The sequence below is a fragment of the [Clostridium] symbiosum genome, from assembly GCA_036419695.1.
Taxonomy (GTDB): Bacteria; Bacillota; Clostridia; order Lachnospirales; family Lachnospiraceae; genus Otoolea; species Otoolea symbiosa_A.
Genome location: CP143946.1, coordinates 2,632,145 through 2,648,052, shown reverse-complemented (window position 1 = coordinate 2,648,052; position 15,908 = coordinate 2,632,145). Strand labels below are relative to the sequence as shown.

Here is a 15,908-nt window from a genome sequence, read left to right as displayed (position 1 = left end):
GTGGCTGTGGGCGGATTGGATAGAAGCGCAGCCTTGGCAAAAGGCTACGGGAAAGGAAATCACGATTTGTATCATATGGAGGCCGGACAGGTAAATCGAAGTCCGTTTATTTCATCCGGTAAAATAGAATCCCCGGGGAATCTGAACACTGCGTCCAGCGGGGGAAATAAATCGGCATCACAGAGCCAGAGACGGAACAGGGACATTGCCGAATTGTCCTCAGACTGGAATCCGTCCATCTCTGAAACCGCGATTTCCGATTTGTTTGATGTATTGTCGAAGGATTATCCGGGAATTACAATTCTTTCCGGGAAGCAGGGCGGAGTACACGATATCAAACAGATGGCGGCCGAACTGGGAAGGGGCACGTATCTGGTTGTCAGCCGGGAATTCCTGGAACGAATGGCGGGAAGCCGGGAAGATTATGAAACGTGTAAGACCGCACTAACCGAAGCCCTGAGACGTTTATCTTCAGAGGGAAAGGGCATGGAGGCACGGGGTGTTTACCTGGGTGAAACGAAAGCAGTCTCCTGGTATGTCCCGGAGCAGACGGAACGCGACGCAGCAAAGAAGATGGCCGATGCATTAAAGAAAAAACTGCCGTCATCCTCTGGAAGTCTGGAATCAGGGCCGCAAAAGCCGTCGGACAATGATTACAGGAAAAGAGTGTATGTCTCTTATTCCTCCCTAAACCATTTCTCCGGCCTCGCGAGAGCCGGTTCCAAAGGAGAGGTAAAGAAAGTGATGAGCGATGTCCACCGGAGTATCAACAACCTCCGCCTGGCCGCCGTTTATGGGGACGAAAAGGAACGCGTGAAAGCCGGAAGGGCCATGCGCTCCCTGCAGAAGCTGCTCGCCAGAGGAAGCAAAAAGATTCGAAAGCTGGATCAGGAAGAGCTTTTGGGCGTGCGGAAAAAACATGCAGAGAAGGCCCGGAAGGAGAAAAGGGTCAGACAGATTAAGCTGGAGCTTAAAAAGCGGCGTTCCGCCCGGAAAGGTGCCGACTACGGCCTCATCCGGGAGGGACTTTCCGATCAGTACATGATTCTGGGAGACAGACGCAGCCGGAGAGATTATGAACCAAAACTCCCGGGAGATAATGCCGGTTTCTATGACGGCGGCTTTACGGATGCCGGAGCAGGAATGTCAGGTGGAATGGAATTCACTGCCTCGGAAGTCGTTATTTCGTCGGAAACGACATTTTAAAAACATATATTTTAAATTTTGCTAAGTGCGGCAAAAGAGATAGCCGGAGGATATTTTGATATCGTATTTCCTCCGGCTTTTTGATTGTAAATTTAATTCTTTGATTGTAATTTATATAGAGTAGTGTTATACTACCTATATCCAACTATTCGTGAAAGTCTACTTTATCGAATAGTTCCATATCAAACGTACAAAGGGGCCAATTACTCTATGAAAATCCAACGTCTGCTCAGTCTCACCCGCCAGGCCATTGATGACTACGGCCTGATACAGCCCGGTGACAAAATTGCGGTCGGCATCTCCGGCGGCAAGGACAGCCTGACTCTGCTTTATGCATTACAGGGTCTTCAGAAGTTTTATCCGAATCAATTTGATTTATGTGCAATTACAGTTGACTTGGGATTCGGTGATTTTGATTTATCGCCTGTTAAATCGCTCTGTGAGGAATTATCCGTGGAATATACCGTAGTGCCTACGGAAATTGGAAAAATTCTTTTCGACACGCGCAAAGAATCCAATCCCTGTGCACTGTGCGCCAAAATGAGAAAAGGCGCTCTCAATGAGGCAGCCATCCGTCTCGGCTGCAACAAGATTGCCTATGCACATCACCGCGACGATTTAATCGAAACGATGCTTTTATCCCTGATTTATGAAGGCCGTTTTTATTCCTTTTCCCCGGAAACATTTCTGGACCGCACGGGACTTACGGTGATCCGGCCGATGATATATGTAAATGAGGCCGATGTCATAGGATTCAAGAACCGATATCAACTGCCGGTATGCAAAAATCCCTGCCCGGTTGACGGAAAAACAAAACGCGAATATGTTAAACAATTAACAAAACAGTTAAATCTGGATGCACCCGGCGTTAAGGAACGTTTTTTCCATGCCATTACTGAGGGCAATATAGATGGATGGCCTCAAAAACGCCGGTAGGGAATTAATTTTATTTATGAAGGAGTTGATTTTATATGGGAAAGCCACTCTCTTACCATGAGCAGGAAACACTTGAAAATACGAAAAGGCTGCGCCAGATGATGAAGGAACTTCCGCCCTTCTGCGCCGATTTTTTCCGGGGTATTGAGCCGCGCACCTCTTCCCGCACAAGAATTGCTTATGCCTACGACTTAAAGACTTTTTTTGAATTTTTGAAGAAACAGAACCCCCTCTTTGCGGACTATAAAATGCAGGACTTCTCTCTCACTGTCCTGGATGAGATTCAACTGATGGACCTGGAGGAATACATGGAATTCCTGAAATGCTATTCCACGGACAAAAAAGAGGACCTCATCAACACGGAACGCGGCATTATGCGGAAAATGTCCTCATTAAAGAGCTTTTACAATTATTTTTACCGCAGGGAACGCATTAAAAACAACCCTGCCGCCCTGGTAGAACTTCCCAGGCTGCACGAGAAGGAAATTATCCGCCTGGAAGTCGATGAGGTTGCAAAACTCCTGGATCAGGTGGACGAGGGCGACCACCTGACGGAAAAACAGAGAGAATTCCATGTGAAGACACGCCTTCGCGATCTGGCCCTTATGACTCTTCTTCTGGGAACCGGGATTCGTGTTTCGGAATGTGTCGGCCTGAATCTGGACGATATTGATTTTGGAACCGGAGGACTCAAAATCCACCGCAAGGGCGGTAAAGAAGTAATTATCTACTTTGGTTCCGAAGTAGAATATGCCCTAAAAGATTATATTGACGAGCGGAAACATGTGACGCCCGAACCCGGCCATGAAGCCGCCCTCTTCCTCTCTCTGCAGAGAAAACGGATGAATGTCAGAAGTGTGGAAAATCTCGTCAAAAAATATGCCCGCATCGTAACTCCCTTAAAAAAAATTACGCCCCACAAGCTCCGGAGCACGTATGGCACCAGCCTTTATCGTGAAACCGGTGATATTTACCTCGTTGCCGATGTACTGGGGCATTCGGACGTAAATACCACTAAGAAACATTATGCGGCGCTGGAGGACGAGCGCCGGCGCAGTGCACGAAACAAAGTACAGCTGCGGGATAATTAGACCATTAATCCGAAAAGTTAAAAAACTTCAAAAATAAGAACAAAAATAAGAAACTTCAAAAATAAGAACAAAAATAAGAAGTGAGCAGAATTTGACACTCTGCCCACCTCTTATTTTTATGTTTCATATTTTAAATAAACGGAACGTTGCCGCTTTCAACGATATCCTTTTCTGACTGCTCTCACTGCTGCACTCCAATCATTTCCATCACGGTTCCCAGGGCATCGTCCGTCTCGATATCCGGCACGGTTCCATGCTCCATGTTGCAGCTTCCATCGGAATTCAGGCAGTATTCCACATCAAACGTCACCAGCAGATGGCTTTCCGGCAGTTCATACCATACCGGGCCGCCGCTGTCCGAGCCGCCCGTCGTCCGGCCCACCAGTGTGGCAAAACCGCTTTCCTTACAGAATACCGCAAATGCCTCTGAGGAAGAAAACACATTGGGCCCCGTGAGCACCCATATTTTGCCTCCAAACAGTTTTTCATCAAATTCCGGTTCCATCGTGTCGCTGATTTCCTTTGCAAAAGCCATTCCGCCCATATCTTCCTCCGGAAGACAGTTTAGTTTAGGGTCGTTTTTAATATCCTCAACGCTTATGGAAGAATCCTGATACGTTGAACCGTAAAACTGCCTGGTCAGCTCGTTATCCTCCATCATACGTAGCGTCCGGTATTTTGCAGGCGCCGTGATATTCGGGCGTACAAAAGCCTCTTCCCAGTAGACGGTATTGCCGCCGCTGTTATTTTGGATATCAATAATCAGATGGTCGTAATCCCTGACTTCATTCAGAAAACTCCGGATTTTCGGCAGATCTTCTTCCATCATCTCGTCCCCAAAGGAATCCACCTTTATGTAGGCAACCCTGTTTTCCTCGGACAGTATTTTCGCAATCAAATTCGGTTCTGCCAAATTTGATTCTGTCAACTCTTCCATGTCCGCGGATTTTTCTTCATCATTCTCTTCCGCTCCCTCTTCAGTTTCCGGCGGCATATCCGGCAGGAGGGTCAGCAGGTAATCGTAATATTCATAGAATGCGTTGACCTCCGGCTTCCGGCCCAAATCGACCCAGGGCTGCAGAACCGGCATTTCGCTCAGATACTTCTCATTGGTGCTTCTGAAGTCACGGAAATAATGGGGATTCAGGATTCCCACATGACCTGTTGAGCCGCAGACATCGTAAAGACTGTTGGCAATAATATCGATAAACTTCCACATGGCGTCATCGCCTTCTAAATCCATATCCTCAATCTGTTTTCTGTAATCCTCAATCATATCGTCATAGTAATGCGGGTTTTCGGGGTTGCTGCGGCTTAGCACTCCCCAGAAAGGATAGCTCTCTCCCATGGCAGTCCACATGTTATTATAATCGGACAACATCTGTTCTTTTGACAGGACCATATCCGCATGGGTATCAGCTGCGGTTGTTTCTGCGGAAGTCACGGAAGTTTCTACAGAGGCCGGTTCGGTTTTCTGGGCAGGGGCCGATGACGGACTGCAGGCGGAAAGTGATAATGCCGCGATGCAGCAGGCCGCACAGGCGTTTATAATTCGTTTCAAATGGATACCTCCTGATTTTTTTCTGTGTTCATTATACCATAAAATGCTCGGTGCGGCCATCCGCTTTCCTTTTATATCTCTCCATGATATAATAACAGGACTAGAACACTCCAAGGAGAATTTGCATGCATTATGACTGTCTTATCGTGGATGATGAGCTGGCCATCGCCCAGTCCACCAGTGAATATTTTAACCTGTTTGAGGTTTCCTCCGCCTATGTGACCGGCTACGGGGAATGCCTCGGCTTTTTGAGGGAAAATTCGGTATCCGTCCTGCTTCTGGACATCAATCTGGGAGAACAGTCTGGTTTTGCTCTGTGCAAGAAACTGCGGGAAAATCTGGACATCCCTATCCTTTTTATCAGCGCCAGAACAAGTGACGACGATATTTTGACTGCCTTAAATATCGGCGGTGACGACTATATCCAGAAGCCCTACACCCTGAGTATTCTTCTCGCAAAGGTAAAGGCAGTACTGAAACGCTGTGCACAGACGGCGGCCGCGGACGGCCTTCCCCTGACGAGCGGACGTGTCACCATCGATCTACCGGGACATAAGGTCTTTGTGGACGGCACACTCATCCGTCTGAAGGAGATGGAATTTAAGCTCCTGGTTTATCTGGCCCAAAATCCGGGACGCGTCATTCCAAAAGAAGAACTGCTCGGCCAGGTCTGGCCGGATCCTTACGTCGCGGAGGGAACTCTTTCAGTCCACATCCGCCATCTGCGGGAAAAGATTGAGGAAGATCCCAACCATCCGAAACGGATTGTGACCGTCTGGGGCACCGGGTACCGTTTTGATGCGGAGGAAGGCGTATGATCCGCAAACGGTGGCTCCTCCTGACTCTCATTCTTTATCTTTTCCTCGGCGGTATGGTCCTTCACTCTCTCACTGCCGAAATCCGCGAAACACCGGTGGATATGGTGGCGGTCAACCGTATTGTACGCGGGACGGCGGATGCCTGGGAGTCCCGGAAGTTTGAAGCTCCCGACGGATTGTCTGAGGCGGATGGGATTTCTTATGATTACTCGGTCCTGGACAACCGGGGAACGCTTCTTTTTGCAACTTCCAACGCAGCGCCCTCCTCGGTCCATGATGCCGTTTTAAACCATCAGACCGTCCTTACTGTGGAAAACGGCGGGACTGTTGTTGGTAAGGTTCTGATTCGCACCTCCTATGGCGATCTCCTGTCAAAAAGCAGGAAACAGCTCATAACCGCCGCCCTCTTTTTCCTGGTACTGATCGCCGTTCCGGCCGGACTCTATCTCTTATATTTAAACCGCAGCGTCATCCGTCCCTTTCTGGAACTGAAGGATTTTGCACGCCACGTAGCGGCCGGTAATCTGGACTTTCCTCTGCCGATGGATCGCGGCCATATTTTCGGGGCGTTTACGGAGAGTTTTGATCTGATGCGTGAACAGCTCAGGGAGGCCAGACAGCGGGAAGCTGAAGCAGACAGAAGTAAAAAAGAGCTGATTGCGTCCCTGAGCCACGATATCAAAACGCCGGTGGCCTCCATCAAGCTGGTCAGCGAACTGCTGCTGGCAACGGAGGCGGAAGGAAAGACCAGGGATAAAATCGGAACCATCTATGAAAAGGCAGGGCAGATTGACCGCCTGGTCACCAATTTGTTCCAGGCATCCCTGGAAGATCTGGGTAAAATGACGGTAAATCCGGCCGAGGAAAGCAGTGAACTTCTGGTTCCGATGATACGGAGCGCCGATTACTGCGGGCGGGTGCGGCTCGATCCGGTTCCGGGCTGTCTTCTTTTCATGGACACACTGCGTATTTCACAGGTCATTGATAATATCATTCATAATTCCTACAAATATGCAGATACGGCCATCCATGTCTCGTCCACTATCACGGGCAGCGGACTGGTATTCGTATTCCGGGACTTCGGAAAGGGAGTCCCCGATGAGGAACTCCCTTTCCTGTTTCAAAAATATTACCGGGGCAGCCGTCAGGCCCAAGAAAAGGCCGAGGGCTCCGGGCTGGGGCTCTACATCTCCCGTCTTCTGATGGAGCAGATGGGCGGCGATATCCAATGCCGTAACCTTGAGGACGGATTCGCCGTAGAATTGCTGATTCCCTTTGCCGGCGCTTCATGATACCGTGAGAGGCCAATACTTCATAATGCTGTAAGAGGTTAATGCTCCATAATGCCGTGAAAGGTCAATTCGGGAATTCTTTAAGAGCAGTCGAGGCTCACTGCACCGCGGACGTTATCACAAATTCATCTCCTGCCTCACCCGCGAACGCGATCAGGCCCTTTGCGGGAAGCAGGAATGATTCGCCGTCCTCAATCAGCCAGGAACTGGCCACACACTTCATTGTTTTGCCGCTGTGGTCATAGACGTACCAGGCGCCGGAATCCGGTTTTTCGATCGAGACCGGACGTCCCTCCTGTTCTTTCCCAAATGTGAACCATCTGGTATCTCCGCCCTTTGCAATTATGATCGGCCGACCGCCTGCCTCAAGAATTCCGGCTCCATCTTCGCGGATAAAACGGTAACTCTCATTTTCAAGATACACGTTCCCATCCCGCATTTCGATGTGGTAATCACTCAAATCCCGGCCCGCCTGCCCCGGGAGCTTCTGGAAAAATCTGGCCTCATCCTCCGAAGTTATGGCCGCCATCCGCAGTTCATTGGCATCAAAGGTCAAATATCCGGCCGGTTCTTCCCCTACCAGCGGCTCCACCATAAAATGAGACAGGTAAAAGGAGGAGGTACTCTTCTCGCTCACAAGATAGAATTCTCTTTCATTCTGTTCCTTCCACATTTCCGGGACTTCTGTTTTTTTTGTGTCTTCCTTTTCAGCCTGCACGGTTTCAACAGGTTCTAATTCAGCTTGTTCTGTCTCAACCTTCCCCCCTTCGGCCTTCCTTTCCGCGCTCTGTCCTTCCGTAAGCTGTTCCGCCACCGGCAGATAAACCGCCGTGTTTCCTAACTTCGGATACGTTTCAAAAGTACCGGCCATCAGGCGGTTTATCCCGTCCGCTCCCCTTCTGAATTCCAGAAAGGTTTTCCCCGTCCTGCCGTTGCTGCTTCTTACAAGCTGGCCCGACATATCCATATAATTGCCGTTTGTAGAGTAAAACCGGCCGTCGCCCCGATAGGTATAGACCTGGCGTTTGTCCCGCTTTGTACCGCGGTTTTCCAGGGTCAGGGTTCCGTCCCTTCCCATGGAGAGCGACAAAAGCCCGCTTCCCGCATAGAGCCCGCCGCATGTCATAAGTTCCTCCGAAATTTCACCCGCAGCCTCTGATTCTCCCCCGGCCGCCATATCCTCGGTCTCCCTTACAATCCGCCCTGACTCCTCCAGATATTCCATCAGGATTTCCTGAGCGGCAAGCTGGGCGGCCACACTGGAACCGCCGCTGGTCACCACGGCGCAGGATGCATTTTCCTCGGGCAGAACGGTGAGGCTTGAATGGTAAAACGTGGTATCTCCGCCCTTAACCAGCGCCTTAATGCCGTAACGGCTGAACGGATAGGTATCCACGCTGTCCCAGCCCAGCCCGTAAGACAGTGTGGATTCGATATGCTCTGGATTTACCGCCGCTTCGTAGGAGCTCTCCTCCATCTCCCGTGCGGCCTGCTGCGGTAGAATCCCTGCTGCCGCCCCCTGGTCCCTCATAAACAGGCGGGAAAACCGGCACAAATCCACGGCGGAGGCATAAACTCCCCCGCTGCCGATGACATTTGCCATCTCGGGCGGCAGAGGCTCTCCGGTCTGGGTGTCATACACCGCGGCCGCTCGTTTAAGAATATCCGGTGTCTGCGGCGTAGCTAAATTTTCAAGACCCAGAGGCGCCGCAAATTCATGCTCTATATATTCTGTAAAACTCATTCCGCTGACACGCTCCACCAGGAGTTCCGCCAGGGTAAAACCGTCGTTACAGTAGGTGGCAAATTCCCCCGGATCGGCTTTCAGCCGCTGCGTTTTCAGTTTTTGGAGGAGCGTATCGTGGTTGTATGTGTCCGAATCCCCCAGAAGCATGGAATTCGTAAGCGTCCCGCCCTGAAGGCCGGAGCTGTGGTTTAAAAGCATGCGTGGAGTAATCCGGACATAGCGGGGATCCTCCATTTCAAATTCCGGCAGGTAACGGATAAGCGGTTCGTCGAGAGACAGTTTCCCTTCTCCGTCCAGTTTCATGACGGCAGCGGATACTATCACCTTGCTGGTGGAGCCGATGCCGTAGAGTTTCTCCCGGCTTTGGCCGGATTTCATTCCGCTGTTTCCGGTGGACGCAACCAGAGTCGCCCCGCCGCGGCCGGACACGGCCAAATCCTCCCCGCCAAATCCTGATATGGACAGAACGGCTGCCAGGCCGAGCGCAGCGGCGCCCATTTTCCATCTGTTTCTCATCTTATCACTCCTCCGTCAGCAGCCCATAGACTGTAATTCCCTTAATTTTCCGTGCCAACGCCATGGAGACGGCAAATGCGGCGGCCACGATGATGATTCCCATACCGGCCATCAGCCAAGGATTGATCGCCATCTTCAGATTGGAAATGCCGAGCTGTTCGAACAAAGCGCTGGCCAGGCGGTTGACGCCCAGGGAGGCCAGGATGCAGCCGAGCAGGGTTCCGCCCGCCGAAATGGGTAGAAAGCTGGATGCAATCATTTCCATCAACTGACGGTCCGTATATCCCATCGCCTTGTAGATTCCAAACTCCGTCCTCTGGCGCACCAGAATGGAGCGGATCACCATGTAGAGCACCAAAATAATCATAAAAAATGTTCCGCCCAGAATGACAACCGACATCACTCCGATGGAGGAAGCGATTGTATCCACATTACTGATAAACAGCTTGCGGTTATTCTCGATCCGGTCGATGACAAAGCTGTCCGTGCTGCCGGAAAGAACAATCTCACCGTCCACCATCAGGGCATACTGGGCGCTGTCCACGCCGTAGGAGGACAAAAGCGCGGCCATTTTCTCCTTGGCCTTCGCCGCAGCGTCCTTCTCCCGCCGGTTCTCCTCTGTACTCCCGGAGGGGGACAGTACCTCAAACCGCTCTTCCATCTTCCCGATAAAATCCTCGATTACAATTCCAGGTTCCAGGTAGACGGAAATGGTGTGCTTCTTATAAAACGGGGAGACCCTCTTCATCCCATCCAGATTCAGATAACACTGGCGGCCGAAATTGCTCATGCTCTGCCCCAGGCCGCTTATGACATACTCTGCCATCCCCTGTTCCGTCTGGACGCTGACCGTGTCCCCGACCGACTTTCCCCAGGCCTTGGCAAGCACGCCTGTGATGGCAATTTCATTGTCGTACTTCGGAAAGCTTCCCTCATAGACCTCCACCATCTCCATCTTGCCGTAATCGTCGGACAGATAGCAGGTCAGGAGTTCCCCGTTTACCTTGGCCGACCCCGTCTCGTAGAGATTCGTCTTCCTCACCCCGTCCATGGCCTCTATCTCCGAAACCAGGGCGTCGTAATCCGTGTGGGGCGCCGTGTAAACCATGATATCGCTGATTTCAAACCCGGTCAGCTTCCGGACCAGTTGATCGTCCTTTCCCATATTCCACCAGGTAATAACCGCAAACCCACAGGCAAAGGCAACGCCTGTAAAAATACAGCCCACCATCAGATACGTCTTTTTCTGGAACATCATATTTTTAACGCCCAGGGCAAACGGCAGTTTCCCCGACGTCCTCTCCAGAGGGAAATAATTCTTCTCAAAGCTGTGTGTCTTCATTCCCCCGCGCAGCGCCTCAATCGGGGGGATTTTTGCCGCCCTTCCCGCCGCCTTTACAGACACGAGCAGAACAATTCCCATAATCACAAGTGCGCTGATTAAATCGGTGCTCCCGTGGGTGCCTCCGGCCCATGAGACGCCCACCGAGCTGGTGATGATTCCCCCCAGCCCCGCAATGACCGCATAGGACGCCATGGTTCCGAAAACCGTGCCTATTGTACTGATAATCAGGAATTCCACGGCAATGGACCATCTGAGCTGGTTTCCGGTATATCCGATGGCGCTCATGGCTCCCAGGCTGACCATCTGGGCCTCAATATGATTGCGGATGTGGAAGCGCATGACGATCACGGCCACCAACACCATCAGGAAGGAGAAGATAAACAGCACGGCCGACAAAAGACTGACCACCATCGTACTGCCCTGCCGCATTTCATTGATGGAGAAATCCATAACATCCGAGGTCAGGGAAATCGCTTCAATATTAATATCCGTATTTTCCTTGAAATCCTGCCGGATCGCTTCCACGTCACCCTGGTTTTTTGCACGGACCCGGATCAGATATCCACCGCCGATCATCTCGAAAAGCCGGTCATAGGTCTTCTGCGGAACATAAATATCCACCAGGCTGCTCACGGAGGACTGAAACCACGTAGACTGGGTGAAACCGGCAATCCGGAATTCCAGAATCTGCTTATTATATTCTAAAACCAGCCTGCTGCCCAGCCGGTATCCCATATCCTTGAAAAATACCGGGACATATACGGCCAAATCATCCCCTATCTCCGTCATATCCATCGTTTCCGTTATCTCATACCCCTCGGTGGAACCCATAGCGTCCATCGGAATAAAATCAGGAGAAATAACGCCTCCATCCGGGAAACTGGCCATATTCATCATGACGGCCTCCACGGTCTCTGCCGATTCGACGCGGCCGTCTTCCAGGAAATAGTCCAGATACTCATCCTGATAGGAATTGCCCATAAACCGGACAATATAATGGGCTCCATTTAACCGGTCGTTTTCCCGGTCGTAAAAACTTCCCACCCCGGCCAGCAGGGTAAGTCCCACGTCGAACATGGCGGCGGCCAGCATAATCAGGATACCCATGGAGACGGCAACTCCCTTTTTCTTACGGATACCGGCACGGGCAATCATCCAAACCGCCATATCACCACCCCATTTCATCTAAAAATGCGCCAAGCTTCTGATGGCGCGCCCCGTCGCCGTGCTCATACGTTCCAAGCATGCACTCCCCGCAGACCACACCGTCCTTCAGATACAGGATCCGGTTCGCCCGTCTGGCTGTTTTCACATCATGGGTCACCACAACCAGGCTCTGCCCCTGACGGTTAAGCTCCGTCAGCGTGTTGAGGACTTGGGTCCCGAAGGCCGAATTTAACGCTCCGGTGGGTTCGTCCGCAAAAATTATCTTCGGTTCATTGATCAATGCCCGTACAATCCCCACCCTCTGCGCTTCCCCTCCGGAAAGCTGTGCCGGAAATTTGCCCAGATCCTCTTCCTGAATCCCAACCCGGGAAAGAAGCGTTTTTGCCCTGGCGGCCGTCTTTCTGCGGTCTCGGCTTATCAAAAGTCCTGCTGCCAGTACATTATCCAGCACGCTCATATTATCGAGCAGGTGAATCTGCTGGAACACAAAGCCGCAGTTCTTTCTCCGGAATACCGCCAGCTCACTGACGTTCATCCCCGTAATCTCCGTATCCCCGTAGCGGACAGTCCCGAGCGTCGGGCAGTCCATGCCCGAGAGCGCATAGAGAAGGGTGGATTTACCCGAACCGGATGCCCCCATAATCACGGTAAAGTCTCCCTCGTATATACTCAAATCCAGGTTCTTTAAAACGTGCTGCTGGCGGCCGCCGGAGGAAAATGTCTTACACAATTTATTGGTCTGAATGATAATCTGTTTCATATCGTTAACTCCTCTCACTGCGATATAACCATTATAACCAATCGTGATTCAAAAATCTTTAGAGAACTTCTGCCTGATTCTTATCAGTTTCTTAACTGTTTCCACTGCGCCTTCATTGACCTTTGCATTAAGACCTTCGCGTTACCATCATTTAGACCAAAGGATATAAAAAATCAGCGGGCAGTTTACCGCCGCCCGCATCTCCTGATCAATTGTTCGATTGTCCGCTGTTCTGTGCACCCTCTGATTGGCACCCTCTAATATGTCTCGGGGTCAGCCCGGTAATAGGTGACGGTCAGATAATTCCCTGCATGGATGCTGTCGTCAATCAGACAGTTCATGCTCTTTAACTCACGCACATATTCCTCCATCGTCTTCGCCGAATGGTGGTTATACTTCTCGGCCAGGTTCCAGAGTGTGTCACCCTCCTCCAGACGGATACTGGTGTAATATTTACTATAGCTTACGGCCGGTTCCTCCTCGGCCATGGCCTGCATCAGATTATGCCCGAAAAATCCTGAACTCATCATAGCCAACAGAACAAGCAAAACAAGCATCCCCTTCTTCATCCCCATTTCCTCCTTGGTAAAACAAATATATGTTCCAAACGTATGTTCTTATCTCTATCTGTATTATATAGGGCGAACGTGTGTTTGTCAATGCTTTTAAGCGAAAATACCGAACAAAGGTTTGCATTTTTTTCGAACATATGTTACTATTATATATACAGAGGAGGTACATATATGGCACAGGGTAAAATTACCGATAAACAGAGAGAAATATTAGAATATATTAAAGAAACGATACTGAAGAAGGGCTATCCTCCGGCTGTCCGTGAGATCTGCGAAGCCGTGCGGCTCAAGTCCACATCCTCCGTCCATTCCCATCTGGAGCAGCTGGAGAAGAACGGATACATCCGACGCGACCCTACGAAGCCCCGTACGATAGAGATCATAGACGACACGTTTAATCTGGCCCGCCGTGAGGTGGTTAATGTTCCTCTGCTGGGTACCGTTGCCGCCGGAGCGCCGATTCTGGCCCAGCAGAATATTGAGAACTATTTCCCGATTCCCGTGGAGATGCTTCCGAATAAGGAGCTCTTCATGCTGAACGTCAAGGGAGACAGCATGATTGACGCCGGAATCTTTAACGGCGACCGCGTCATCGTGGAACAGACCAACACGGCAAGAAACGGAGAGATCGTTGTTGCCCTGGTGGAAGACTCCGCCACGGTCAAAACATTCTATAAAGAGAAGGGCCATATCCGCCTGCAGCCTCAGAACGCCTCCATGGAACCGATCATTCTCGATGATGTACAGATCCTCGGCAAGGTGATCGGCCTCTTCCGGTTAATGTGATTTTTGTTCTATTGCGATTCTATTTCAGTTCAATCTGCAATAGTTCAATCTGCAATTTAAGACGGAGTATTAAGAGAAGACGGACATTGAGCCGGTCCGTTTCCTCTTAATACTCCGTCTTTCTAATCCTGGACTATGTACATTGAAAGAATCTTAAAAAAGAATCCTAAAAAAACGGCAGAAATGCACAGGCCACGGCAAAAACGAGGGCCGGCAGCATATTGGCTACCTTAATCTTCCTCTGGAACATCAGATTGACACCCACGCAGAAAATCAGCATGGAGCCGACCATCGACATATTGGATACCGCCTGCGGCGTCAGAAGCGGCTCTATCACCCTGGACAGCAGCGTAATGCCCCCCTGGAACAGGCCGAGAGGGATGACTGAGAAGATACAGCCCTTTCCCATCGAGGACGCCATAACGAACACGATAATCGCATCCAGAACCGCCTTTGCACAGAGCATGGAGATGTCGCCCGTGATTCCGTCCTGGATTGCGCCGACGACGGCCATGGCGCCGATGCAGATTGTCAGGGAGGTAGTGACGAAGCCGTCCACAAAGCTGCCGTCACTGCCGCTTCCCGTCTTAACCTTGATCCACTCTCCGAATTCCTCCGTATGCTTTTCAATATTCAGAAGCTCTCCGAGCAGCGCTCCCAGGGCCAACGAGAAAATAATCATCATTGTGCCTCCGGATACAATCACGCCGCCGTCCACCGTAAGCATCTGCGTGAGCGTTCCGCTGATGCCGAGAAAAATGACGCAGAGTCCCACGGCCTGTATCAGAATGTTTTGAAAACGTTCCGACAGTCCTTTTTTTATCATCATACCAAGAATACCGCCGCCGATTACCCCGGCGCAGTTTATAATAGTTCCAAGTCCAGGCATTTTATAACCTCTGTTCTTTAAATTCTGAAAACTCGCACATCAGTTTACATAAAATAATTATGTTAACCAATGCGCGAGTTTGATTTTCTTTTCTTCGTTTCTTACCTTTTCCATTCAAAAGGAACGGAAACCGGTCTTTTATTGTAAGTCGTCAATGCTCGCGATCTGTTTGCCGTCTCTCCAGATACGCTCCAGATCATAGAACAGCCTGTCTTCACGTGAGAATACATGGACAATGATATCATTGTAGTCCATCAGAATCCAGTTGGCCGTATTGTAACCCTCTATCTGACGGCACTCGTGGCCTTCCTTCAGAAGTTCCTCTTCCACATTGTCGGCCATGGCCTGTACCTGGCTCGCGTTGCTTCCGTCCGCTATGATAAAATAATCTGCGAGAATGGATACTTCACGGATATCAATGATTCTGATATCTTCTCCTTTTTTGTCTTCCAGTGCTTTTACGGCGATTTTTGCCATTTTGCTTGCCTGTGTCATTCTGTGATATTTCCTCCTTCAAATCAGCCAGAGGACCCGTCTGGGTCACGGCTTCTTCCATTCTGCGCATTCTCTCTGCGTCACAATATTCAAAAGCAACTCTGGTCATATCGTCTATATAAGCGCCGGACTCCTCCAAATACCCGAGAATTCCCTTCATAATCTGGTACAGGGCCTCATCGAGATCTTCAAATGCCAGCTTTCTCATCTCGGGAAGCCGTGGCGCCCTGTCTCTGCGCGGCTCTATATAATCCGCAATATAAAGTATCTTGTCTAAAAGCCCCATGCCCGGTTTGCCCGTGGTATGGCATGCAATGGCCTGCAGTATCTCGGGATCGTCGATCCCATATTTATGTTCCGCCATCCAGGCTCCCAATTTCGCATGGATCGTGGCAGGCGCATTCAGCTCATTTTCGGTCAGTTCAATTCCTTTGCTGCGGCACTTTTTGACAATTGCCTCCTCATCGTACCGTTTTGCACAGTCGTGAAGCAGGCCGGCCAGCTCCGCTTTCTGTAAATCATACCCATACCGCATGGCCAGCGCGATACACGTATACGAGACGCCGAGTGTGTGCTCGTAGCGCATCGGGGGTAATTTGCCCTTCAGATGTTCCCGGATCCTTACAAACTCGGGAACCGGAAGGTCTTTATATGAATTTTGTTTACTCATCTTATGCCTCCCCGGCAGGGATTCTCCTTACCGTTCAGCCTGAATCTGCTGTCTAAA

13 protein-coding genes and 1 pseudogene are annotated in these 15,908 nt (G+C 50.5%); 6 read left to right on the top strand and 8 right to left on the bottom strand.

Translation table 11 applies throughout. The annotated features are described in order from the left end of the window. Positions 1-6: 6 nt before the first annotated feature. From V3C10_12210 to V3C10_12200, 3 genes are all read left to right on the top strand, one after another. Positions 7-1,206 carry a hypothetical protein gene (locus tag V3C10_12210; protein ID WVP64531.1) on the top strand — a complete coding sequence of 400 codons (1,200 nt, stop codon included), beginning with the start codon at positions 7-9 and terminating at the stop codon, positions 1,204-1,206. Between the two features lie 210 nt (positions 1,207-1,416). After that, positions 1,417-2,142, top strand: a complete 726-nt coding sequence (locus tag V3C10_12205) for an ATP-binding protein (protein ID WVP64530.1) — start codon at positions 1,417-1,419, stop codon at positions 2,140-2,142. Positions 2,143-2,177: 35 nt separating this feature from the next. Next, complete coding sequence (locus tag V3C10_12200; GenBank protein ID WVP64529.1) at positions 2,178-3,233, top strand: tyrosine-type recombinase/integrase; 1,056 nt, start codon at positions 2,178-2,180, stop codon at positions 3,231-3,233. Positions 3,234-3,414: 181 nt separating this feature from the next. On the opposite strand, the gene V3C10_12195 is transcribed toward V3C10_12200, so the two are convergent. Beyond that, positions 3,415-4,794, bottom strand: a complete 1,380-nt coding sequence (locus V3C10_12195) for a S41 family peptidase (GenBank protein WVP64528.1) — start codon at positions 4,792-4,794, stop codon at positions 3,415-3,417. 125 nt (positions 4,795-4,919) lie between these two features. Between V3C10_12195 and V3C10_12190 the strand changes: the two genes are divergently transcribed. Next, complete coding sequence (locus V3C10_12190; protein ID WVP64527.1) at positions 4,920-5,612, top strand: response regulator transcription factor; 693 nt, start codon at positions 4,920-4,922, stop codon at positions 5,610-5,612. After that, positions 5,609-6,904 carry a HAMP domain-containing sensor histidine kinase gene (locus V3C10_12185; GenBank protein WVP64526.1) on the top strand — a complete coding sequence of 432 codons (1,296 nt, stop codon included), beginning with the start codon at positions 5,609-5,611 and terminating at the stop codon, positions 6,902-6,904. Before V3C10_12190 ends, V3C10_12185 begins: the two co-directional genes overlap by 4 nt. Positions 6,905-7,001: 97 nt before the next feature. Here the strand turns inward: V3C10_12185 and V3C10_12180 are convergent, their stop codons facing one another. The 4 genes from V3C10_12180 to V3C10_12165 form a co-directional block, all read right to left on the bottom strand. After that, positions 7,002-9,167, bottom strand: coding sequence for a serine hydrolase domain-containing protein (locus tag V3C10_12180; GenBank protein WVP64525.1), 2,166 nt, complete (start codon positions 9,165-9,167; stop codon positions 7,002-7,004). A 4-nt stretch (positions 9,168-9,171) separates the two neighbouring features. Continuing rightward, positions 9,172-11,679 carry an FtsX-like permease family protein gene (locus V3C10_12175; protein ID WVP64524.1) on the bottom strand — a complete coding sequence of 836 codons (2,508 nt, stop codon included), beginning with the start codon at positions 11,677-11,679 and terminating at the stop codon, positions 9,172-9,174. A 1-nt stretch (position 11,680) separates the two neighbouring features. Continuing rightward, positions 11,681-12,439, bottom strand: a complete 759-nt coding sequence (locus V3C10_12170; protein WVP64523.1) for an ABC transporter ATP-binding protein — start codon at positions 12,437-12,439, stop codon at positions 11,681-11,683. A gap of 257 nt (positions 12,440-12,696) precedes the next feature. After that, entirely contained in the window at positions 12,697-13,008 is a 312-nt protein-coding gene (locus V3C10_12165) for a LysM peptidoglycan-binding domain-containing protein (protein WVP64522.1), read from the bottom strand. 174 nt (positions 13,009-13,182) lie between these two features. On the opposite strand from V3C10_12165, the gene lexA reads away from it, so the two are divergent. Next, positions 13,183-13,797 carry a transcriptional repressor LexA gene (lexA, locus tag V3C10_12160; GenBank protein WVP64521.1) on the top strand — a complete coding sequence of 205 codons (615 nt, stop codon included), beginning with the start codon at positions 13,183-13,185 and terminating at the stop codon, positions 13,795-13,797. A 166-nt stretch (positions 13,798-13,963) separates the two neighbouring features. On the opposite strand, the gene V3C10_12155 is transcribed toward lexA, so the two are convergent. From V3C10_12155 to yqeK, 3 genes and pseudogenes are all read right to left on the bottom strand, one after another. Further along, complete coding sequence (locus V3C10_12155) at positions 13,964-14,686, bottom strand: DUF554 domain-containing protein (protein ID WVP64520.1); 723 nt, start codon at positions 14,684-14,686, stop codon at positions 13,964-13,966. Between the two features lie 138 nt (positions 14,687-14,824). Further along, the gene (gene rsfS, locus V3C10_12150) at positions 14,825-15,181 is read right to left on the bottom strand and encodes a ribosome silencing factor (protein ID WVP64519.1); all 357 of its coding nucleotides are present in this window, start codon (positions 15,179-15,181) and stop codon (positions 14,825-14,827) included. Positions 15,182-15,266: 85 nt separating this feature from the next. After that, positions 15,267-15,851, bottom strand: a pseudogene (yqeK, locus tag V3C10_12145) (bis(5'-nucleosyl)-tetraphosphatase (symmetrical) YqeK). Positions 15,852-15,908: the final 57 nt, after the last annotated feature.